This is a genomic window from Bacillus sp. ISL-77 (assembly GCF_018613105.1).
This window is the reverse complement of the sequence record NZ_JAGGQY010000078.1, coordinates 41,548-64,064: the sequence shown is the minus strand read 5'-3', so window position 1 is coordinate 64,064 and position 22,517 is coordinate 41,548. Positions and strand designations below refer to the sequence as shown.

At 39.1% G+C, this 22,517-nt stretch carries 22 protein-coding genes; 6 read left to right on the top strand and 16 right to left on the bottom strand.

The genetic code is table 11. The features are described 5' to 3' along the window. Positions 1-53: 53 nt before the first annotated feature. From J7E77_RS26880 to J7E77_RS26860, 5 genes are all read right to left on the bottom strand, one after another. On the bottom strand, positions 54-533 hold the full coding sequence (locus tag J7E77_RS26880; protein WP_214718208.1) for a GlcG/HbpS family heme-binding protein: 480 nt from the start codon (positions 531-533) through the stop codon (positions 54-56). Between the two features lie 29 nt (positions 534-562). Next, the gene (locus J7E77_RS26875; RefSeq protein ID WP_214718207.1) at positions 563-2,026 is read right to left on the bottom strand and encodes an aldehyde dehydrogenase family protein; all 1,464 of its coding nucleotides are present in this window, start codon (positions 2,024-2,026) and stop codon (positions 563-565) included. A 109-nt stretch (positions 2,027-2,135) separates the two neighbouring features. Beyond that, positions 2,136-2,867, bottom strand: coding sequence for an iron-containing redox enzyme family protein (locus J7E77_RS26870; RefSeq protein ID WP_214718206.1), 732 nt, complete (start codon positions 2,865-2,867; stop codon positions 2,136-2,138). Positions 2,868-3,109: 242 nt separating this feature from the next. Continuing rightward, positions 3,110-3,880 (bottom strand): creatininase family protein, encoded by a 771-nt coding sequence (locus tag J7E77_RS26865; RefSeq protein WP_214718204.1) that lies wholly within the window; start codon positions 3,878-3,880, stop codon positions 3,110-3,112. Between the two features lie 66 nt (positions 3,881-3,946). After that, positions 3,947-4,276, bottom strand: a complete 330-nt coding sequence (locus J7E77_RS26860) for a 2Fe-2S iron-sulfur cluster-binding protein (RefSeq protein WP_214718203.1) — start codon at positions 4,274-4,276, stop codon at positions 3,947-3,949. A 343-nt stretch (positions 4,277-4,619) separates the two neighbouring features. On the opposite strand from J7E77_RS26860, the gene J7E77_RS26855 reads away from it, so the two are divergent. Both J7E77_RS26855 and J7E77_RS26850 read left to right on the top strand, forming a co-directional pair. Beyond that, complete coding sequence (locus J7E77_RS26855; protein WP_214718202.1) at positions 4,620-4,955, top strand: hypothetical protein; 336 nt, start codon at positions 4,620-4,622, stop codon at positions 4,953-4,955. Between the two features lie 558 nt (positions 4,956-5,513). Next, complete coding sequence (locus tag J7E77_RS26850; protein ID WP_251028204.1) at positions 5,514-6,737, top strand: hypothetical protein; 1,224 nt, start codon at positions 5,514-5,516, stop codon at positions 6,735-6,737. Between the two features lie 53 nt (positions 6,738-6,790). On the opposite strand, the gene J7E77_RS26845 is transcribed toward J7E77_RS26850, so the two are convergent. Both J7E77_RS26845 and J7E77_RS26840 read right to left on the bottom strand, forming a co-directional pair. Beyond that, the gene (locus tag J7E77_RS26845; protein ID WP_214718200.1) at positions 6,791-7,498 is read right to left on the bottom strand and encodes a hypothetical protein; all 708 of its coding nucleotides are present in this window, start codon (positions 7,496-7,498) and stop codon (positions 6,791-6,793) included. Between the two features lie 193 nt (positions 7,499-7,691). After that, positions 7,692-9,134: a hypothetical protein gene (locus J7E77_RS26840; RefSeq protein ID WP_214718199.1), complete on the bottom strand. Its 1,443-nt coding sequence runs from the start codon at positions 9,132-9,134 to the stop codon at positions 7,692-7,694. 662 nt (positions 9,135-9,796) lie between these two features. On the opposite strand from J7E77_RS26840, the gene J7E77_RS26835 reads away from it, so the two are divergent. Next, positions 9,797-10,603: an aspartate dehydrogenase gene (locus tag J7E77_RS26835; RefSeq protein ID WP_214718198.1), complete on the top strand. Its 807-nt coding sequence runs from the start codon at positions 9,797-9,799 to the stop codon at positions 10,601-10,603. Positions 10,604-10,654: 51 nt separating this feature from the next. Here the strand turns inward: J7E77_RS26835 and J7E77_RS26830 are convergent, their stop codons facing one another. The 6 genes from J7E77_RS26830 to J7E77_RS26805 all read right to left on the bottom strand — a co-directional run bounded on the left by J7E77_RS26830 (position 10,655) and on the right by J7E77_RS26805 (position 17,322). Then, the gene (locus tag J7E77_RS26830; RefSeq protein ID WP_214718196.1) at positions 10,655-11,332 is read right to left on the bottom strand and encodes a GntR family transcriptional regulator; all 678 of its coding nucleotides are present in this window, start codon (positions 11,330-11,332) and stop codon (positions 10,655-10,657) included. A 115-nt stretch (positions 11,333-11,447) separates the two neighbouring features. Next, positions 11,448-12,065, bottom strand: coding sequence for a spore protease YyaC (yyaC, locus tag J7E77_RS26825; protein ID WP_214718194.1), 618 nt, complete (start codon positions 12,063-12,065; stop codon positions 11,448-11,450). A gap of 189 nt (positions 12,066-12,254) precedes the next feature. Then, positions 12,255-13,169 (bottom strand): ketopantoate reductase family protein, encoded by a 915-nt coding sequence (locus J7E77_RS26820; RefSeq protein ID WP_214718274.1) that lies wholly within the window; start codon positions 13,167-13,169, stop codon positions 12,255-12,257. Between the two features lie 186 nt (positions 13,170-13,355). After that, complete coding sequence (locus tag J7E77_RS26815) at positions 13,356-14,438, bottom strand: sulfate permease (RefSeq protein WP_214718192.1); 1,083 nt, start codon at positions 14,436-14,438, stop codon at positions 13,356-13,358. Positions 14,439-14,700: 262 nt separating this feature from the next. Continuing rightward, positions 14,701-16,344 carry a flavin-containing monooxygenase gene (locus tag J7E77_RS26810; protein ID WP_251028203.1) on the bottom strand — a complete coding sequence of 548 codons (1,644 nt, stop codon included), beginning with the start codon at positions 16,342-16,344 and terminating at the stop codon, positions 14,701-14,703. Positions 16,345-16,374: 30 nt separating this feature from the next. Next, the gene (locus tag J7E77_RS26805) at positions 16,375-17,322 is read right to left on the bottom strand and encodes an alpha/beta hydrolase (protein WP_251028202.1); all 948 of its coding nucleotides are present in this window, start codon (positions 17,320-17,322) and stop codon (positions 16,375-16,377) included. A 145-nt stretch (positions 17,323-17,467) separates the two neighbouring features. On the opposite strand from J7E77_RS26805, the gene J7E77_RS26800 reads away from it, so the two are divergent. Further along, complete coding sequence (locus tag J7E77_RS26800; RefSeq protein WP_214718189.1) at positions 17,468-18,163, top strand: helix-turn-helix domain-containing protein; 696 nt, start codon at positions 17,468-17,470, stop codon at positions 18,161-18,163. An 86-nt stretch (positions 18,164-18,249) separates the two neighbouring features. Here the strand turns inward: J7E77_RS26800 and J7E77_RS26795 are convergent, their stop codons facing one another. Beyond that, entirely contained in the window at positions 18,250-19,368 is a 1,119-nt protein-coding gene (locus tag J7E77_RS26795) for an NAD(P)/FAD-dependent oxidoreductase (protein WP_214718188.1), read from the bottom strand. Positions 19,369-19,757: 389 nt separating this feature from the next. On the opposite strand from J7E77_RS26795, the gene J7E77_RS26790 reads away from it, so the two are divergent. Both J7E77_RS26790 and J7E77_RS26785 read left to right on the top strand, forming a co-directional pair. Beyond that, the gene (locus tag J7E77_RS26790) at positions 19,758-19,952 is read left to right on the top strand and encodes an alpha/beta-type small acid-soluble spore protein (protein WP_088087953.1); all 195 of its coding nucleotides are present in this window, start codon (positions 19,758-19,760) and stop codon (positions 19,950-19,952) included. 117 nt (positions 19,953-20,069) lie between these two features. Beyond that, on the top strand, positions 20,070-20,906 hold the full coding sequence (locus tag J7E77_RS26785; RefSeq protein WP_214718187.1) for an SDR family oxidoreductase: 837 nt from the start codon (positions 20,070-20,072) through the stop codon (positions 20,904-20,906). Here J7E77_RS26785 and J7E77_RS26780 read toward each other — a convergent pair. Next, the gene (locus J7E77_RS26780; RefSeq protein WP_214718186.1) at positions 20,903-21,475 is read right to left on the bottom strand and encodes a DUF2062 domain-containing protein; all 573 of its coding nucleotides are present in this window, start codon (positions 21,473-21,475) and stop codon (positions 20,903-20,905) included. The two genes, J7E77_RS26785 and J7E77_RS26780, sit on opposite strands and share 4 nt — an antisense overlap. A 248-nt stretch (positions 21,476-21,723) precedes the next feature. Further along, complete coding sequence (locus J7E77_RS26775) at positions 21,724-22,362, bottom strand: hypothetical protein (protein WP_214718185.1); 639 nt, start codon at positions 22,360-22,362, stop codon at positions 21,724-21,726. Between the last annotated feature and the right edge of the window lie 155 nt (positions 22,363-22,517).

The window sequence follows — 22,517 nt, the reverse complement described above, 5'->3', positions numbered from 1 at the left end:
AAGATAGACCCCATTCTGCTAAAACAAATGCTTTGAATGAGGTCCTGTTATTATTATTTTTTTATATCGGCTTCTGTAATTACTTCCAGCCCATCACTTTCAAGATAACTTTGCAATGCTTGCAGGGCGGCAGTACCCACAGCCGTGTCTTGCTCGCCGTTTCCGCCACTTACACCAATTCCACCTACCACGTCACCATTGACAACAATTGGGAATCCACCAACAAAAATAGCGAATTTCCCTGGAAGCATCTGTTGAATTCCAAAGGCTTCATTTCCAGGAAGTGCAGGTCCATTCGGCTCCTTGTTAAATAAATGGGTAGAGCGTTTATGGCCAGCAGCTGTATACGCTTTAGCAATCGAGATTTCAGGTCCCGTGATGCGCGCTCCATTCATACGTTCAAGCGCTAGCAGGTTGCCTCCATCATCGACAATAGCGATGGTTTCTAGAACATTGATCTCTTCTGATTTTTTCTTAGCTGCCTCAATCATTAACTTTGCTTCTTCTAGTTCTAATTTCAACACAGATTTCATGGCTGTTCTCCTTTACCTAATGTATTATTTTAATAGCCCATATAGACAGTTTTTAATTGCGTAAAGAACTCTAAGCCCACTCTTCCGGATTCACGGAATGTAGATGTACTTGATTTTTTCAGGCCTCCAAATGGTGCATTCATTAAGTTTCCTGTCGTTGTGCGGTTAACCTTGACTGTTCCCGCTTGGATATCCTTTGTAAATTGGTTGGCGATTTTGAGATTATTGGTAACAATCGAAGCGGATAAACCATACTCGACGTCATTCGCAACGGCAATGGCTTCTTCATATGTATCTACTTCAATCACAGCCACAACTGGGCCAAAGATTTCTTCTTTCGCAATCCGAGAATTAGCGTTTACATTGGTAAAAATAGCAGGCTGGACATAGTATCCCTTTTCGAATTCTCCAGACACTAATGGCTCACCGCCATATACTAATTCAGCACCATCTTCTTTTCCGAATTGGATATATTTCATGACATTCTTCAATTGTTTTTCGTTGGCAAGCGGACCAATTTTCACGCCTGCTTCAAACCCATTACCTATTTTTAGTGCCCTCGTTTTTTCAACAAGTTTCTGAACAAATTCATCTTTTACGTCTTTCAAGACGATGACACGGCTCGTTCCCGTACATGCTTGCCCTGTTAACGAAAAGCCCCCGTTTACAGTCAAGGTTGCGGCTAGATTGAGATCTGCATCATCCATAACAATTAGCGGATTCTTCCCGCCTAGTTCCATTTGTGTCCGAGTGGTAAAGCCTGCCTTTTTATGAATGTCTTCTCCAGCTGCGGTTGAACCTGTAAATGTGACGGCTCTAACAGCAGGATGGGTTACCAGCAAGTCACCGACGTCTGAAGCTTTTCCAGTAACAAAGTTAATCACGCCTTTAGGAATTCCTGCCTTATCTAGTGCTTCGACTAGACGATAAGCTATTAATGGAGTATCTGAGGAAGGTTTAAATACAACCGTATTCCCCGTGATTAGAGCGGGAGCGATTTTTCGGGCTGGTATAGAAAGTGGAAAGTTCCATGGAGTGATGACACTTACTACTCCGAGCGGTTCTCTTTCCGTTGAAACTTTCATATTTGCGTCATCGTTTGGAAAGGTTTCCCCCGTAAAGCTTTGTCCTTCTACTGCATAATAGCGGAGCGTTTGCGCAGAACGTAACACCTCATTCTTGGCATCATCAACATGCTTTCCTTCTTCTCTTGTTAATTCTTCTGCCAAAGAATCTGCATTTTGTTCTAGGATACTGGCTGCTTGATTTAAGATAGCCGCACGCTTGGATGGAGCTGTTAGGGCCCAGCTAGGAAAAGCATTCTTGGCAGATTCAATCGCAATTTTAACATCCAGTTCGTTTGAAGCTTGGAATTCCCCAACAAGATCTTCGGTATTTGCAGGGTTCACACTAAAAAATGTTTTTTTACTCACCGATTCCTGCCATTCTCCATTTATATAATTATTGAATGTCTCTACTTTTGTAGTAATCACTACTATCACCTTTTTTCATTTATTTATTTCCATGTCTTTTATAAAAAAATGGCCGTCACTTAAACCTTTAAAATACAAGATTAATAGGACGGCCGGTAAAGTTTTCTTATTACTTTGTTTCTACTAGTGCTCCTAAATCCTGCTCACAATACTCTCTCCATAACCCATCCATGTACATACGGCGCATTTTTGCACCTGTACGAACGACTTCTAAGCAGCGTTGTTGCAACTCAGGAGTACCGGCGTGGTCAAGAACAATTTTATAACCGCGCTCACCATGGATTTCATCAGATACGATGTGTAAATCAAAGAATTCAATTTCTTCATCTGTAAACCCATATTGTTCACGTAAAGCAGGTGTTTGCTTACGGTAAATATCTGGTACTTGTGATTCCAAGCCTACAACTAGAGCTGCTGTTGCTACGACGAAATTTTCGCGTGCTGCAACTGCGAAACACCAGCTTTGAAGCCCTAAAGTGGTTGGAGCCATATTGTTTGGATCGATAATTCTTTCTGCAGTCGTACCACATGCTTCCGCAAAACGAATCAATAAATCAGTGTGACGGTCAGCTGCAATTTCTTCTTCATACATGTTCTGTAAAGTGAAATCTTTTGCAGCGGCAAATTTTGGATCTGATGGAGTGTTGTGATAAATATACGCTAAATAGTCTGCGAATGGTCCTACATAATGGTAGTGATTTTCAGCCCATCTAGAAAAGTGCTTTCTTCCAAGTTTGCCCTCAGCCCAAGCTACTGTAAATGGAGCCTTCTGGCTATGGTTACCTTTAATTGCTTCTTCTAATTGTTTGCGAAATTCATCTTTAGATAATAATTCTGTCAACTGAAACTCCTCCTCTAATATTATGTAGGTACCCAAGTTTAACTTGGTATTTGATATTTTGTATACCAAATTAGATTAAAAATAAAAAGATTGTGGATTCTTTCCTCTTCCAGCACTCTTTAATTCGGTGAAAATATCATTTTGGTATACCTTACGTTTATACTACCAATATATTGTTTATTTGTAAATATAATTTTTAGAATTTTTTAAAGATTAATAATCTTCCCTCTCTACTACTAAATTTATGGAAGGACATCCACTTTCAGATCTAGTAATTTGAAGAGTTCTTTTGAAAGATTAGCTAAGGATTCCTCCACGATCTGCTGGCCCATTTCCCAGCTTGCTGTTGTGGCATCCCCGATACAGCCGTTATTCGTCATTTCTTCATAATAATAAAATCCTTGAATCGCTTTTCCAGGTCGAAGCTGCTTCCATCTTCCCTCTTCTTGGATATCACCTTTTTCAAGGTCTTCAAGACGGACAAGCTCGGGAGCTAAATATAGTGCTTCGGAAACTTCTCGTTCACAGCTATGTCCATATAATGGTGAAGTGATATTTTCCTTTATCGCCTTTTTAGCAGATGCAGTCGTCTTAGCATAGTAAATTTCAACATCCAGTTCTTTGGTTAACATCATTGAGGCAACATTAAGCGTCGACTGGTTACCTCCGTGAGAATTTAAAAACAAAAACTTTTTAATGCCGTGATGCTTCAATGATGAGATAACATCCTTTAAAACCGCAATTAATGTCGTGGGCTGCAAGGAGATCGTTCCCGGAAAATTTAAATGGTGTTGGGAAACACCCATATTAATGGTTGGTGTGACCAATGCAAAAGGAAACATTCGTTGGCCTAACTTCTTGGCCATCTTTTCAGCTAAGACAGCATCGCAACTTTCTACCATATGGGGACCATGTTGTTCGTGAGCACCAATTGGAATGATCGCGAATTCAACAGTCTTAAGCGATTCTTCTACTTCTTTCCATGTCATGCTGGTTAAATCATAACAATCCATTTTAACTCACCTACTTAAGTTTGTTGTATTTTGTATACCATTAATAAATATAAAATAAATTCCCTATCAAGATTGGATAGCAGATTGTTTCTTCGGGGTTTGGATCGAGATATTTTCTTGAGAAATTTCAATATCTTCTTTAATGGTTAATTGACATGTTAAGCGGTAGCCCTCATTGACCTTATCTCCAAGCATTTTTTCTTCTTTCCAATTCGGTGGAGATAATGACTCAGCCCCGTTTACGACGATACAAGTGCATTTTGTACATCGTCCCATTCCGCAGCCGTACTTTAATTTTGCTAATTGACGGGTCCCTGCTAATACTACTAAATTGGCATTGTCTTTCACTTCTTGTTCAATTGTTGTTCCATCAACATGAAGAATCACTTTTGGCATATTGTTACCCCTCTCTGTTTATTCTAAAAATTTTGATACTTTTCTGAAGTATACAATCTTTTTGTTAGATAAGCAAACTAGAATTTTTAGTTAGTACGAATTTTTTTCATGTAAATCAGTAGTCTATCAACAACTTTGGTAATTATTTAAATATTTAGAATATAACCTTGAACATTTTAACATCCTGATATAAAATACACATAAGTAGTTTGGTATACAATATTCCTTGGAGGTGAGTAAAGAAAAAAATTAACGTAGGAAGTTACTATACTTAGAGTACAGAAATTAAATACTTATCTGACTTGAAATTTAAGGTTATTAAAAACTCAAAGGAGTGTTCTACATGGGGAAATATATTGTCTTAACTAATAAAGATACCTTCCAAACAATTCTCGAAAACGATGGGTTAAAACCGATTGAAACCTACCATTTCTATTTCTTTGACAATTTAAAAGCGAAATATACGATTGCTGAAGTCCTTGATGAAACGATTAAAATTCGATTATTTGAAAATTTTGAAGGAAAAGAATATGTTAATCAGATAGCTGTAAAGTTTTTTGAAAAGTTTGATACAATTGAAGCTGCTCGCGAGGAATTAAATGAGATTGTCAAGGCGTCCGGGAACAGCGAGGATTCTGTCAACTCCAAACTGGTAAAATCTGACGAGGTAGCCGTTTAGAATATTTATTGTGCAAAAAAAAAATAGTTTTTCTATATATAAAATCCGGAGAGGTAGCTTGGCTCTCCGTTTTTTTGTCTTGATATTGTTTTTAAAGCACAAAAAACCGCCGGCTTTTAAGCGGCGGTTGAATAAATAACGTTAGAACTTAAGAGTTTTTCTTAGTGAAGCTAGTTTTTTCTCAGCTTTTTCAACAGCCCTTTTGGATCCAAATAGAAAGTTAAACATTTAAAATCCCCCTATTAATTGAGTTATTTGATAATGTAATTGTATAATGGGATTAACAATAAAACAAGTTTTTTGTATACCAAAATCATAACAAATGGCAAATTTGTGACAAATATAGCCTAAATAATACTATTTGGTATACAATTCATAAAAGATAGGGTGGTTGATATGCTGAGGTATATGTTTTTTATCGTAATTTTATTGTATCTTTTCTCCGTGCTGGTGCCTGTGCTAAATCTTGGTGTACTAATCTCCTGTCTATGTCTTGCGATTGTGCTTATTACCCTATTTCAAGCCAAGCGATTTGTTCAAGTTTTAGGAGGTACATTTTTGCTGCTTGGAGTGGTCTTATTGTGGACAAGCGGGGCTTCCTGGCATCAATATATTCTTTCTTTCGGCCCTATGCTGGACTTGCTTACCATGTTTACACTGATTCCGATTTTAGGGATACCGATAAAACTAGGCGGTTATAGCGGGGGCATACAAAATATTATTCAAAAAAGAGTAAAAACCTCTGGTCAACTGTATATGATTACGTCTGGCATATCGTATTTTTTTAGTATTTTTATGAATCTGGCCACATTACCGATGACTTACTACTCGATTAGGCCTGCTTTGGATGTCATTCCCGTTGAGAATAAAGAACGGTTTATGAGCAGAGCGATTACGCGCGGGTTTGCCATGCCTTTACTTTGGGCACCTGTTACACCGATTGTTGGGATCGTCATCACGATGACGGATGTAAGCTGGGTCTCGATTCTTCCTTATGTTATTCCCTTAAGCATCGTGGGTATGGGGGTGGATTGGTATATCGGCTCACGTAAGGCAAATTTCATGATCCAAAACAAAAAGGACCTATCCGTCCACGAAACCGCTGCTACGATAGAATCATCGGGTCAGATGAATCGTTCGGTTAGAGTCTTTCAAATTCTCCTGGCAATCATCATTTTTAACGTGGTCATTTCTTTAGTAGAAAAAAAGTTTCCTTATCCGTTTTTAATTTTAGTATCCTTACTTGTCATTCCATTTTCCTTTTCTTGGTCTCTATTCTTAAAACAGGGGAAAGAGTTCGGGGCCCAATTGGTTAAGCATTTTCAAACCTTCTCTGTAAGTATGAAGGATCAATTTTTTATTTTTTTATCGACAGGATTTTTTATCTCAACCATTAATGTTTCTCATACCAATGTATGGCTGGATACTTGGGTAAATAAGTTTATTAGTTTAGCAGGTGTAGAAATCTTTTTGATTTTATTGCCTCTAATCCCGTTGGCTTTTGCTTTTCTAGGACTGCATCCCGCAGTTTCACTAGCCCTAATGACAGAGGGTTTGAACCCAGAGGTGATTGGGATATCACCGCATATCTTGACTGTGGCGATGTTAGCAGGAGCTGTTTCTGCTTTTCTAGTGGGCCCTTATAATGCGACATTAGGTCTTATGTCAAACATCGTTAAGGAAAGCTCCTATAAAGTGTCTAACTGGAACCTGCCATTCGCAAGCATTTATATTGGCTGTGTCATGTTATACTTATTTATTTTACAAGTGTTTTTAGCTTAACGAAGCCGCTCATAACTAAAGGTGTCAATCATTGAATTGACACCTTTAGCAATTTAAGGGGTTTTAACATTTTTACTAGAATTCTCTGTTTGTATTTCTTTGACAATTTCCTTGGCAAAGTGACCAAGACTCCCCTCACTATAGGAACGTATCACTTCGGGTGCTAGCGATGTTAGCGCTCTTTTAAGATATTCTGGGGATAATCCTCTGTCCGCAAATTCAGTCTCGATATTGATGGCCGTTTTTAAGGCAAAATAGGTGGCTAATTTATTTACCTCTGTTAAACAACTTTCACGATCAATCTTTACCTTTCCAATCTCCTCAAAAAGCTCCTCAATCTTTGGTGGTAATACGGATTCAGTTATAAATAAACCATTTGCGTGTTCCAATAAATCTCTCGAATGACCCATATACTTCACACCATGAATCTCTAAGCATGGAAACTTGATCGTTAGCTCATTAGTAGCAAGGTTCGTGGCCATATTAATGATAGATGGTGTATGCTGAGCATTGCTCTGGAGCTTTAAGCTTGAGATAAATGGAATAATCTCCGTAGCAGGAAGTGCGAGAATTAAAATATCTACATTACCTATTTCACTTTCTGTTAAGTGATAGCCATTTTGAAATAGGTGGAGATAATTTCTGGCTTTTGTTTCCACTGGGTGGTAAACACCTATTGGGATTGATTTTTTATCCCAATGAGTCATCAACGCTGTTCCTAATTTTCCTATCCCTACTAAACCAATCCTTTGTTGTTTCATCCTTTATCCCCTCTCTTCGTTTCATCCTATGTTTATTGTCTTTTCAAGATAACAAATGTTTTCTTGTTTAAACTACAAATAATAAGGCTACCCCAAAAATCAGTTCGCTGCTGACTTTTGGAATAGCCTCTTTATTTATAAGCGACACCTAATTTCTGTATCTAGTATACTTAAATACATTAAAACTGTTACTTTACCAAATGATAACGGCCAGTATTGTAGCAATGGTAAGTCCGGTTATAACTGGGAAGAAGTTCTTTCTGGCCAGTTCTAACGGTGATACTTGGAGGAACCCGGCAACTGCAACAAGAGATGACCATGCAATCAGCGTACCTCCGCCACTCCAAACCGCTCCCATCTGCCCAATAGCTGCCAGAACGGAAGGATCGATATTACTTCCAGGTCCAATCGCTCCAGACAGTGCACCTGTTAACGGTAGCCCTGCAAACCCAGAACCATCTAACCCTGTAATGATTCCAACGATTAAGATACTAAATGCTGCTATAAATGGGCTATGTGGAATATAATTTTGACCTGCTTGGATCAAATCGAATAGAAATCCTGGTTTTGCTGCATCTTCACCTAAAGAAAGGATAGACGCTGAAAAGTCTCCGCTTCCCATAAAGAAGTAGCCTGCAATCGGAATAACGGGTGCCATCGCCCTAAATGCGAATACAAAACCTTCGGTAATATGTTCACTGATTTTATCTAGTGCATGAATTCGGTTAAAAGCAATCGTCGCCAACACTAAGAGAATGGTTGCCACCCCTCCAATAAAAGCTGCGCCGTCGCCTCCCTCAAATCCAGCTCCACCGCCAATTTTTGTCTGGAACATAAAAATCATAACAGCAAGCATTGCTAAAGGCACAATAATCGCAAAGATTTTTCCCCATTTTTCTTTTACCTTAATAACTTCAGCAGTTTCTTCTACTGTAGCAGCAAGTTCTTCGGTAACTTGGAAGAATGCCTTTTCCTCTTTATTAATCTCATTAACAGATCTTTTTGTAATCGCTTTTCGATGTGTGGCATACACAATCGCTAGAGAAGTTATTCCAGTAATGAGAGAAAGAATGAAGGCCTTATCTGAAACTAAGGATTTATCAATTCCTGCGGCTTTCGCACTAAGCATTGGGGCTACTTGCATAATATAGTCTGATGAAAGTGCCATACCTTGTCCTGCAATAACAATAACCATTGCTGAAGTCATGACTGGCAATCCTGCGCTTACTGCAGCAGGCACTAACAAAGCACAAATTAACGGAACAGCTGGGGTTGGCCAGAAAAAGAGTGAAATCACAAACGTAGTGACCATTAACACTAAATAAGAAACGTGTCCGTTTACCATTATTTTTTGGATCGGCACGACCATCCTTTTATCTGACCCTAGATCCTTCAAGGAATTAAGGAGACCGATCATGATGGAAATGATTAGGAAAATACTAAATAGTTCCTTAGCGGCAACCAGGTTTGCATTAAAGACGGCTTGAAAACCGCCGATCACGCTCCCTTTATACACGGCCGCTACTAAAAAGGTTCCAACTATAAGAGGTAACACAACACCTTTTCTAAAAAGCATGATAATAATAACGGCTACAGTGACTACTAGATAAACCCAATGAGCTGCTGTTAATTCCATATTTCCCCTCCGTTTGTTTTAAAAAATTTTTAAAACGATTGTAGCGAAAGATTTCCTTAATTATTGGAAAAGGACCGTAGGAGAGGAATATTAGTTATAAATGGATGGTTATCATGGTGTATATCCTCTACTTCTGATTTGCTTTTCTTATTCCTATAAAGATAAACAATTGCTATTCCATTAAAAGAATAAATCGAAGAGATAATATTTTGAATACTGTAGATTGTATACCAAAGATTTATAAATTTTTTACGAAATTACATGACAACCAAAACACTAAGTTGAAGGCTCTTTTATATCAGAACATTTTCTAGTCCCTAAATCATTCAATCTACAAACAAAGAAAAACTAGTGCAAAGAGTCTAAGTTGCGTTTTATGTAGTTTGATTCTTTAGGAATGATTAAGATCAACCCCTTTCTTTTCACTATGTACACCTTGTTTACTTTAAGGTTGAAAATAATATACCATTATTCTCTTATCTTTGCAAACAATTTTGAAAATTTAGAAGTTTATATAAATTTATATTATTACTATTGCTTTTGTGATTCGAATCGGCTAAAATGTAGAAAATTGATGGTATATGGTATACAAAGAACTTTTATTACATAGATTGGTAACTTTATAGTTTATTGGAAAAAAATTCAATCCGAGGAGAATGAATATGCTTAGAGCTGGTATCATAGGATATGGAACGCTTGGAAAGAGTATAAGCCAGTTAATCGAATCAGGACATGCTGGCGATGTCGCCCTTCAAGCCCTTTTGGTTAGAACCCCACTTGGTCCTTTAGGCAACCCACCTAGTCAATGTACAGTAACTACTAATGAAGATGTTTTTTTTAACCAAGATTTAGATATCATTATTGAAGCAGCCGGTCATCACGCCCTCCAACTATACGGTGAAAAAGCCCTTTCTTCAGGAAGTAATTTAGTCATTCTTTCTGTCGGTGCATTAGCAAATATAGACTTTTATGAGTCCTTACAGGCGGCTGCAACTAAATACAATCAACAAATAATCATTCCATCTGCTGCCATCGCAGGTTTGGATCGGATCGCTGCTGGGGTATTGGGTGAAATCGATGAAATAACCTTAATTACAAGGAAGCCAACAAAAAGTTGGTATGGGACGATTGCTGAGGAAAAAGTAGATTTAGAAACAATTACTGAACCTTTTTGTGTTTTTGATGGTAATGCCAGAAACGCTGCAAAATTATTCCCTGAAAACGTAAATGTTTCCGCGGCACTCAGTCTTGCCGGGATTGGATTCGAAGAAACGAAGGTTCAAGTTTATGTGGACCCAACGATTCAAATGAATACCCACACAATCATTGCGAAGGGCTTTTTTGGTCAAATGGAAATAACGATTCAAAACAAGCCTTTTAAGCAAAATCCTAAATCTAGTCCTATTGTGGCGATGAGTGTCGCAAAAGTATTACAGAATCTAACCACCTCAGTCGTAATCGGACTTTAATAACATGCAGACAGAAATAGAAAAACTCCACCAGTGGATGGAGTTTTTTATTTATTTACTCTTTTTTCCTTGATTAACAGCCTCAATATATGCTTTTCGAGAATTTTCAATATGAATCTTCGTCAAATACTCAGCCATTTCTATTTCTTGATTGATAATGGCTTCCATTATTCGTAAATGTTCTTCCATCGACTGCACCGGTCGGCCTGGATTTTTATAACCTGTCTTGGCAAATGCCCGAATATAATCTGACAACCCACTTAGTATTTCATATAGTTTCGAATTTTTTGCTGAACTGTATAATAGATGATTCAATTCACCATGTAAATTAGAGAAATCATTATCATTCTTATCCTTTAAGCAGACTTCTACTTTTTTACAGTACTCGACAAACTTACTTTTGGTTTCATCGTCTAATTTTTGAGCAGCTAATTTTGCTGCCAAAACCTCAAGTGAGGAAAGAATCGTAAATACTTCAATAATTTCCTTATCTGAAATATCTGCAACTATAACACCTTTTCTTGGAACGGTTTTTACAAACCCCTGCGATTCTAATCTAAACAACGCTTCACGGATAGGTGTTCGGCTGATATTCAATCGCTCTGCCAGTTCCCGTTCCACCAAACGATCACCCGTTTTAAATTCACCTTCTAAAATGAGATCTTTAATGTGAATAAAGACCCTTTCGCGTAAAGACAATAGATCTTCCTCTGCCCAATTATTCCCCACGGTTTCTCCTTCTTTCTAGGTATACATTGTACCAATTATAACTTACTCTAATTGTAAACATCAAATACTATGGTTGAATTTTCCAAGGAAGTGGGAAATAATTTTAAATTTTTCATCATTGGATAGTTTCAATAAGTCTTTTGCGAGTTGAGGGTTCCCCTAAGACTGCTTGCGTAATAATCTTTGCCATAACTTCGGCCAACTTCACGACAGTGAATAATCTCGTATTATTTAAGGATTGCGCAGGTGCTAATGGATCCAGGTAATTAACCACAGCTTTCATATGGTATTCACCTACACTAGGTAAAGATTTATTAACCGCCATACCTGGGACCAAAGAACCTTCTTTTAAAAAAATAAACCCAATTTGTCGTTCATCCCCCAAACAAGCATCAATACCCAAGATAAATGGTTGATTATGTTTTTGATAAATGTCCTTGAGAATTTTCTTTATATTTAAGGCATGAACTGGTTTTTCTAAGGTTCCATAAACCGGAAAAGGAATGTCAGCTTCTGTTAACATCGTCCCGACAATCGGGCCTAGTGAGTCTCCTGTAGAACGGTCTGAACCCACACACAAAATTATGACTTCCCTCGAGGTGCTACTAAGGACTTCTTTTAGTTTAGTGACAATATCAATTAGCTCGTTTCCCTCTGTAGTCTCTTTAACGGAAACATAGCATGACCTTTCTGCCTTCTCAGTCGTCTTTTTCTTGCCGTCAAAAGGCCACATAAACATCAACCCTCTTCTCAAGTTGTAGTTTATACACGTTTTCTTTTATTTTATGATACCTAGTGTAAAACCTGCCATAATCCTGCAAATAAAAATCACATAAAAGAACTCTAGAGTTCACCATTTTGTAACAAAACAGTGCCTGACCCCCGCTATTGTATAACATTAAAGCAGTGGGAGTCAGGCACTTTATATACTTTCAAATAAGTTAATTCGATTATAAAGTTCTTTATTTATTGGAGTTGAGATCCCAAATTTATCTGCCAATTTTAGGACAGTTCCGGAGAACAGCTCCACCTCACTTGGACGTCTGGCTTCGACATCTTGAGCCATGGATGGTTTACCGTCTGGACTTAAGGTTGCTAATACCCGTAACCAATAGGCTAAATCTGCTTCGGTTAAGTGGATGCCTGCTCTTTCAGATAGCGTGATTACCTCTCTCATCGCCGCAATCATCATCTCTCTTGCTTCTCCTTCTCGTTGAATCTCACCATAGTTGCTCTGAAAGACAGCTACGGTTTGATTGACTCCGACATTTAACATAAACTTCCCCCATTGTCTCTTAACCATATTGGTATCGACCTCATAGGGAACTGCCATTTTTTCAAAAAAAGCCGCGACACTGTTAACATTTTTGGAAATGAATCCTGGTTCTTGTTCACCAAAGCAAAGCATTCCCCTATGGTCATATGTGAGTTGATTCCCCACTTTAACCGCATCCATTCCTTGGGCAACACAATATAAAATTTTCTCATGCCCATATGCCTGGCCAATGACAGCCTCACTGGAAATCCCATTTAAAGCCGATAAAATGATCGTCTGGTCACCAATATGATTCTTTACTGCTTGAATCGCATCCTTTAAACCATTATATTTCACCGTGAAAATAAGCAAATCAGCTGGCTCGCATCTTTCATCAGGTGTCAGATAAGTGAAATCGCAGCGTTCTCCGTTACAATAGACGTGTTCATTTTTATATTTGGTTATTCTGTCCCGGTCAGCAATAATTCGTAAATCTGCTTTTGGCATTTTCCTTGATAAATGATGTCCAAAAAGTATTCCTAATGCACCTAAACCAATGATCGATACCTTTTTTATCTCCATCACGCATTTCATTCCTTCCATATTGAAAAAGTGCTTTTTAAGAATTTTATATTTTGATTTAGCAACTAAATAGTATGTAAACAGGCTTTCACAAATCTATTTTACTACTTGTATTTTATTAATGAAATTAAAAAACTCTGTGGAAATAGATTCCCAACAGAGTTTTTAACCAGCAAAATCTATTACTTATATTCCGCCTCCATCATCATGGATGGTACTGTTTTCCTTGCGAATGGTCGCTGAAAGGCTGATCACACCCACGGTTGCGATCAATGTACTTACAATGATAATAATATTATAAATATTAATCTTAACTAAGAGATTAATCAGGATATAAGAAATAACAAGCGAAGCTAAAGGTGAGATTAGCCAGACTTTTAGAATCCTTTGAATGACTGATTTTTGCCAAATACCAAACCCCTTTTGTGAGGCACCCACACCTAATATTCCACAAGTCGTTACTTGGGTGAGAGGAATTGGCAAACCAAACAGTGATGCGACAATAACGAGGGTTCCTCCTGTAAAGGAAACCGCACTCCCTTCTAGCAAGGAGAGTCTGGTGATTTTCTTCCCATTCGTTTCAAGCACCTTGCTCCCTAGTAAAATAGCTCCGATTGAGACGAATAAACCGCCGATCCAGATTCCTTTACTCGTTGAAATCATCCCAGCCCCTACTAGCGGGCCAACGGCATTTGCTACATTATTCATCCCAGCTGAAAAGGCCTCTAAACAGCCCCCTATGACTAGTAATACCGCCAGCCATTTTTTCCATTTTCCATTCTTAGTTAAACCGACCCAACGCTTTTCAGCAGAGGATATCAACTTTCCAAGTCCAAAGGTAATGAGAAATGAGACGATTGGAACTAACACCCAGAAGGAAACAATCACCAAAAGATTATTTAAATATAAACTTTTAAAAGCGATCCCAGCACCTACAATCGATCCAACGGTAACCTCACTTGTCGATAAAGGGATCCCTAACAGATTTGCAATAAACAATGTCAACGTAGCTCCTGCAAGGATAAGGACGACTAATTTAATCGTTAGGAGATTGGAAGGAATAATTCCCTCGCCAATCGTTTTCACAACCTCCCCACCACCAAGTACAGCACCTAGAAAAGCTGCTAACGCAACCAAAATCATGGCCAAGCGCTTACTCTTTATGGCATCTGCACCATAGGCCGATCCCATTGATGCTGCCGTCCCACTTGCTCCAATATTCATCGCAAAGAAAAAAGCAATAATAAAAGCAATAGACGTCCAAACCATGTATAATCTCTCCTTATGTACCCTATCTATTAAACTGGTAAACACGCAACCAATTTTAAACTCCCAATTCATACTATTCAGGTAGGAATAATTTAGTATTTTGTTTATTATACATTCCCAAATCACATTAATCAATCAATAATTTCAGATGTCTTCAAATTTTCAAAAAATAACTTTTTACCTATTTTTAAAACCCATTTTTTGAAAATAAAAAAAGAGTCCGAAGACTCTTTTTTTGTAGTAATTTGGATTCATACATCCACTAATGTGATGCTGTCTTAGTTGAACTCTTTAATGAAAATCCCTCGTACCCTTTAGCAGCGATTTCGGTACACTTTTGGCGATAGGCGCCGACTCCGCCTACATAAATCAGGAAGCCACGCGGCTTGCCTGGGATATTCGCCCCTGTGTACCATGAGTCAGTTTTAGTATAAAGCGTGGATTCGGCTACTTCTCTGCAATGGGTACTCCAAGCTTCTTCCGCCTCAACAGTCGCCTCAATCGTTTCCACACCATTCTTATTCATATACTCAATACAATCCGCAATCCATTCCACATGCTGTTCAATGGAGACAGGCATATTACTCAGCACAGAAGGACTTTCAGGACCAGTAATCATAAACATGTTCGGAAAACCAGCGTTTGCAATCCCTAGGTAGGTCCTCGTCTGTGCTCCCCCAGCCCATTTCTCTTTCAGTGACACCCCGTTTTTACCCCGAATATCCATCTTCAATAAAGGCCCAGTCATTCCGTCGTATCCTGTGGCAAAAACAATCGCGTCCAGTTCATATTCCGCTTCCGTGGTCCGGATCCCTTTTAGAGTAATCTCCTCAATAGGTGCTTTCTTTACGTCTACCAAGGTGACGTTTTCACGGTTATACGTTTCGTAATAATTCGTGTCAATGATTGGCCGTTTTGTACCATAAAAATAACTTGGTAAAAGCTTTTCAGCCACCTCCGGGTCATCGACAATCTTACGGATCTTGGAGCGGATAAATTCGGCAGCCGTTTCGTTGGCTGCATCATTAATAAGCAGGTCATAATAGGCAGTAAAAATGCCTAATCCACCCTTCTCCCATGCCTCCTCGTATACACGCTCTCGCTCTTCAGGTGTAACCTCCAGCGCTGACTTAGTAGGTGGTACCATTGGCTGGCCTCCCTGGGATTCACGCATTTGTCGTTTTATCTCGCTGAAATTTTCTTTAGCCTGCCGGATATACTCCGGGTCGTACGGATGATTTCTAGCTGGGGCACAATACTGTGGAGTTCGTTGGAAAACGGTAAGGTGTTCGGCCTCTTGAGCGATGACTGGGATGGCTTGGACGCCAGTTGAACCCGTGCCAATAATGCCGACTCGCTTACCCTTGAAATCTACCTTTTCGTGCGGCCAATGTCCAGTGTGATACCACTTGCCCTTGAAATTATTGATCCCGTTAAAGTTTGGTACATTGGCAGCAGAAAGGCAGCCGACTCCTGTGATGAAGTATTTCGCTGATACACTAGTTCCATCGTTCAAATGGAGCATCCATCTATTATTCTCTTCGTTATAATGGGCAGCCAAAATACGAGTCTTAAACTGGATGTCACGACGGAGATCAAACTTGGTTGCTACAAAATTTAGGTAACTTAGTATTTCCGGCTGCTCAGGATATCGAGAAGTCCAGGTCCATTCCTTATAGAGTTCTTCTGAAAAAGTGTAGTTATAATAGATGCTTTCCGAGTCACAGCGTGCTCCGGGATACCGGTTCCAATACCATGTACCGCCAACACCATCACCCGCCTCGAAAACACGGGTAGAGAAACCAGCCTCACGTAAGCGATGAAGCGTATACAATCCCGAAAACCCTGCCCCAATAACAACAGCGTCGTAGTTGGCAACTTGATTTGACTGTTTAGTAGATTTCAATATTCCTACCTCCCGCATCTAATATAATCGTTAAACCCTGCTGACTTTTTGGTCAATTTCACTTAAAAACTTGGCAAATCTAGAAATTGATTCTTTAATTCGCTCTGGAAATACTGCCATATTCGTAAAATAACCATGTACTAAACCTGATTCGATAATCGTTTCAACCTTGACCCCTGCATCTTTAAGACGCTCAGCATAGGCTAAACCTTCATCCCTTAGGACATCATTTTCTGCGGTAATAACGTAAGCTGGCGGGAGATTGCTTAAATCCTCTGCCAATAATGGAGCAATATATTTATTTTTTGTATCCTCATCATTGTTAATATAATAATTTCCAAACCAAATCATTAAGTCTCTATCAAGACCAAATCCAGTTTGGAACTCTTGATATGACTTGGTGTCGTACCCGAGGGCCGTTACAGGATAAATAAGAACCTGGGCAGCGATGTCTGGACCATTTTGTTCTTTGGCGATTAACGAAACGACGGCTGAAAGATTTCCACCTGCACTGTCACCGCCAACAACTAGATTGGAAGCGTTTCCATTTATCACCTCAGCATTTTCACTAACCCATTTTAATGCCGCATAGGAATCCTCTATAGGGATTGGAAACTTATATTCAGGTGCAAGCCTATAATCGACAGAAACGACAACTCTGCCAATTCGATTAGCAATCATTCGGCAACTTGGATCTGCTGTCTCAAGATCCCCAATTACCCAGCCACCGCCATGGTAATAGACAAATAGAGGAAATGGTCCTTGACCTTCCGGTGTATAAATTCTCACCTTAATCTCGGCATCATCGGCGACAGGAATCATTCTGTCCTCTATCTTCGCAAGCGGGGCCAGTTCTACCTCTACGGGAGGGGCTAATGCAAACATTTCTCTTACTGTCTGTGCATCTAATGACTGGATTAATGGCATCTGGCTGAACATTTCTAAATAAGCTTTTGCTTGCGGGTCTAAATTGGCCAAAAAACATCTTCCTTTCCTAAATGGGAATTTTTCAACTTTTAAAAAAAAGATTTTCCTAAAAGTGTATCTTAAGGATATAATTTTTTGTATAATTTGAATATTCCCAATTTTAGACGTGCTATATCCCTATAAAGGAGATGATAATATGACATCTCAGTATACCTTACAGCATCGAATTCACGATTTGGAGGAAGCCACCTGCCACGAAGAAAGATTATATAAAATTCTCGAAGTATACATGGACCTTTATCCTGTCATGAATGCCTATTTATTTAGATTTTCTCCGTTAGGGTTTCTTGGTGAAGGAATCATCTCATTGTCATCTGCTGGTATGGTCCATATTGGGGATATTCGGGATGATATCCGTTCCCTGCCGATCATTTACTCAGCCATTAATGAGAAGAAAGCAAAGTATTGTTCTGGTATTGAGTATCTAAAGCAAACAAGTAGTAAATACATAACTTCTTCAAGTGTAAGTTCGATTTTAGTTGTACCTATTTGTTACCGATCGGTTATTATTGGATATATTTGCTCAAATGAGTTCGTGAAAGAATCTTCAATTGATGATAAACATCTTGTCTCATTAACCCTTTATGGCAAAGAAGTTGGAAAGTTTCTAGAAAAATTCGATAGTGTGGAAGACCCGCAAGTATTAAGTAAGCGGGAACTAGAAGTTATGAGGAGAATTGCCTGGGGAGAAAGCACAAAGGAAATGGCCGATTCGATGGAAATCAGCGAATTAACGGTAAAACAATATGTGAAAACGGCAATTAAAAAGCTTGGCGTTCAAAATCGTTCCCATGCAATTGGAGAGCTTTTCCGGAGAGGAATACTTTCGTAGTTTTTTGTAAGCGCTTTATTTCCCAAAGTAACTTACCTTAGATTAGATAAACTGGAGTATCAGCACCCAAGTGGGTGCTCTTTTTATTACTCATCATGTGCCACGGCTACTTCATAGCAACTCAGGTCAATCTCTGTTTGTTTTCCTAAAACAAGCTTTGCTAGTTCCACGCCGAGATACGGTCCACTCGTTAATCCTGAAGCCCCTAATCCATTGGCTAAATAGATTCCTTCATAATCAGGTAAAGCCCCAATCACAGGCAAAAAGCCAGGGGTGAACGGCCGAAAACCGACTCTTGTTTCAAGATACGTACCTGCAGCTAATCCAGGTGCTACTTCTAGGGCTTTGCTTAATATTTCATGGATTCCTCCTGCCGTTACACGATTGTCAAATTCAGCCTCATTTTCATGAGTCGAGCCGACGACGACCCGGCCATTATCAAAGGTAAGAATGTAATGGTTTTGGGGTGGAATAACAACCGGCCATTGGCTCGTATCTGTTTCAGGCAACTCAAGGTGGATGATTTGTGCCTTTTGTGGTTTGACTAAAAAATGAACTCCTAATGGCTGTAAAAGCTCTTTAGACCATGCACCTGCCGTAACAATGACCTGATCCGCTAAAAATGTTGAATCATCAAGTATAATGCCAACCACTTTGTTTCCCTGCATTGCTAGGGAGGCATTCCCGTTACGGAAAGTAACTCCATGCTTGATCGAGGCGCGGATTAATGACTCACGTAATGCTCTTCCATTTACCCGTCCTCCTCCACTAACATGAACAGACCCATACTCTTCAGATAACGGCGGGAAAAGCCGCTTTGTTTCAGCAGGTGAAAGAATGGTTATCTCCCCCATTTCGGGTGCATCGTCCCTTCGTTTCCGTGCTCGTTCAGCCATTTGTTCGAGTTTACTCATTTCTGTATGAAGACTAATTGCCCCTACCCGTTGATAGCCCGTTTCTTTCTCTCCATCTGCTTCCAATTGAGCAATTAATTCTGGATAGTAACGAGCTCCTCCTTTTGCTAACTGATACCATGCTTTGTTTCGCCGCTGCGAAAGCCAAGGACAAACAATCCCCGCTGCTGCATCAGTGGCCTGCCCGGGATCCATACGATCCACTAATGTCACCTCTGCCCCTAATTGTACAAGGTGATACGCTGTTGACGCCCCGAGAATTCCTGCTCCTATAACTACTATCTTCTGCATATTACACCTTTTCCGCACTTTTTAAAAAAAGGACTTAATGATTTCTTGTTCATTCATACATTCTGTACAAATGTATTCAATTTCTAGAGCATCTTCGCGTACCATGTGCTCTGTTTCTTTACCGCACTTTTCACAATAAAGATTTTTGGGGAATTCTATCATAATTACATCACTCGCTTTTTTATATAATGTTTACAACTATAAGTGTAATGTTCCCCATGATAGCGTATTTTAGCAAAAGGCTGAGGAATTTACTGCGATGTCATTAATAAATTTTAGCATTCATTGATTCAAAAGAACCAACTTATAATGAAATGGAACAAAATCGGTTAAATTATATACGAGCAATTTTTCATTGCTCAAAAAAACTTCGTCGGGAGTGATGTATCATGGCCAGAAACAAACTATTGGTTCCTGGAGCAGACAATGCTTTAGATCAAATGAAAGAAGAAATTGCCAACGAGTTTGGAGTTCAACTGGGTGCTGATACGACCGCACGAGCAAATGGTTCAGTCGGAGGCGAAATGACGAAACGTCTTGTCGCTTATGCTGAACAAACCCTTCAAAATCATCAAAATCAATAACAGGTGATTCCAAAAAGAGGCTGTCCCAAGTATTTTGGGGCAGCCTTTTTCCATTTTGCTATACAAACTTCTCTATTTTAAGTTTAAATAGAACAAAAGGAAGAAAAGGAGCCCATCATGACACAAAAAACAGCCATCGTTACAGGATCTTCAAGCGGCTTCGGTTTGTTAACCGTGATTGAACTGGCATTAAAAGGATTTATAGTGATTGCAACGATGAGAGATGAAAACAAAGCGCAGCCCCTACTAGAACTTGCAAAAGAAAACCAGGTAGAAAATTTCATTCATGTCCTCCCGCTTGATGTTACATCCACGGAATCCATTCTTCTTTTAAAAGGCAAATTGGAGAAATATCCCTCTATAGATGTGTTAGTCAACAATGCGGGTTATGCACTTGGAGGTTTTAGTGAAGAGCTCTCAATCGAGGATTATCGGCTTCAATTTGAAACCAACTTTTTCGGATTGATCGCCGTAACACAGGCAGTCCTTCCATTAATGCGGGCAAAGAAACAAGGCAGGATTATTAACATGAGCAGTATCAGCGGGAGATTCGGTTTCCCAGGATTATCTGCATATGTCGCATCCAAGCACGCTCTTGAGGGTTATAGTGAGAGCTTACGACTGGAACTTAAACCATTTGGGATTGATATATCCTTAATTGAGCCTGGATCCTTTCAAACCAATATTTGGGCAAGCGTGGATGGGATGGGGGTCAATGCGGAGTCCCCGTACGCATCCTATATGGAGAAGATACTAAATGAAATTGAAGGTGGAAAAGCTGGGCATGGCAATCCAATCGAGGTAGCCAAACTGGCTGCACAAATTGCCTCGCAGCCGAAATCACCTGACCTCCGGTATCCAATCGGGGCTGGTGTAAAGAATATGCTTACCATAAAAAATTTCCTGCCGTGGAAGCTTTTAGAATCAATCATCTTTAAGAAGCTAAAACCTTAGTTATTAGCAGCATCGATGATAACGAGAGGATTTTTTCGAGATGCTTGTTTATCACGAATTCTCGTAAGTCTTTTCGTTTTTTCTTTTTCGTAAAAATAATGAACAAGGAAGTACGAGATGACTCCAAGGACGATCCCAAAAATAGTCATTCCAATTAACACATGGACTCCGCCATGAAGAAGACTGACAACGCCTCGGAAATCCCCTTGCAATAATTGTTCAAACGAAAATGGTGTCTTATGACCGATTTGCCCGTTAAATGGATAGATGAGTTTACCAATTTTCTTGGCAAAAGGTAAAAGAAGAACAGGAAGAAAGGATAGTTTTCCAATGACATTTCCGATGATTGCTGCAGGCAATGAACCTCTAGCTATCCGGACCATCGGTAAAAACACAATATAAATAAGGGATGCAGACGATAGAACGACCATTTCCAAACCAAAGCCAATCGCAAATCCCAAGGAAACTTTTTTCGCTCCACCGGGAGAACGTAACAGTTTGATAAAATTCAACTTAAAAGCTCGTCCAATTCGTTGAAAAATATTATGCTTTTTATGTTTTAAGTTCATAGGAATACTTCCTTTTTTCGACAGATTTTCATCCACAGCTTCCAATTAATTCGAGGTTTCAACTCGTTAGTACGATTACCATTATCATAACACTAAAAATAGAATAATTAAGGTCTAAATTGTGAATTGTAAGCGAATTCACAATTTACCAAGGGTAAATTTTCCTCTCCTAATCGTTAGGACATTTAAATGAATGTTCTTATTATTCCTTACTTGATAAAAATAAGCCGTGATAAGGTAAGAAAAAATCACCCTTCACGGCCGTTTAACAGAAGAGTCAATTCATGATCAGGGAATTGATCTTTAATGCCTGGTTTGCTTTGAAAATAAGCGAAGATTTCTTCATTTGAATAATTTTTTGATAATCCCTTAATAATAGTTTTTAAATAGGCAGGGGAAGGCTTCTTCCATTCGACCTCATTAATATCCCATGGGGCTGTAAAGGTGTAAATGGGAAAGCCATTTTCATCTCCCAAATACAGTATATTTCCATACCAGGAATGGCGGTGGAATACTTTTGAACCCTTCTGTTTAACCTCATGTAAATCAATCTCAAAATTTAGTCCATTATTTTCTTGTTTGACGACATCTAGAAACTGTTCGCCCGTAATTAGATATTTCTTACTATAGGTATGGTTTCCTTTGTCTTGGTTCAATCCGATAAAGGCTACTCCTTGAGATTCCCATCTAGCCGCTTCTTTGGCGAAGTAAAGGGGCAGGTCTATGGTGAAGGTTGACTCGTCTACTGGAAGGGAAGGATCTTTACATCCTATCTCAATTTGGGCGGATCCCTCAGGTTGACCACCTTTTATATAACATAAGAATCGGTCGGCATTAATATTGGAACCATAACTTGCATACCAGACATATTGTTGTTTTTCATTCAATTATTTATCACCTTTTTCTAAGTTACCCATTATTTTCTTTTAATTGTAACACTACCATGACCAGACTTCTGCTGCTTCAGAGACTCCGTTGTGGAAATTTTCCGATTAAACTTTCTAAAGCCCGGAGAGGTTGAAAAATCCTATCAGCGGTAACC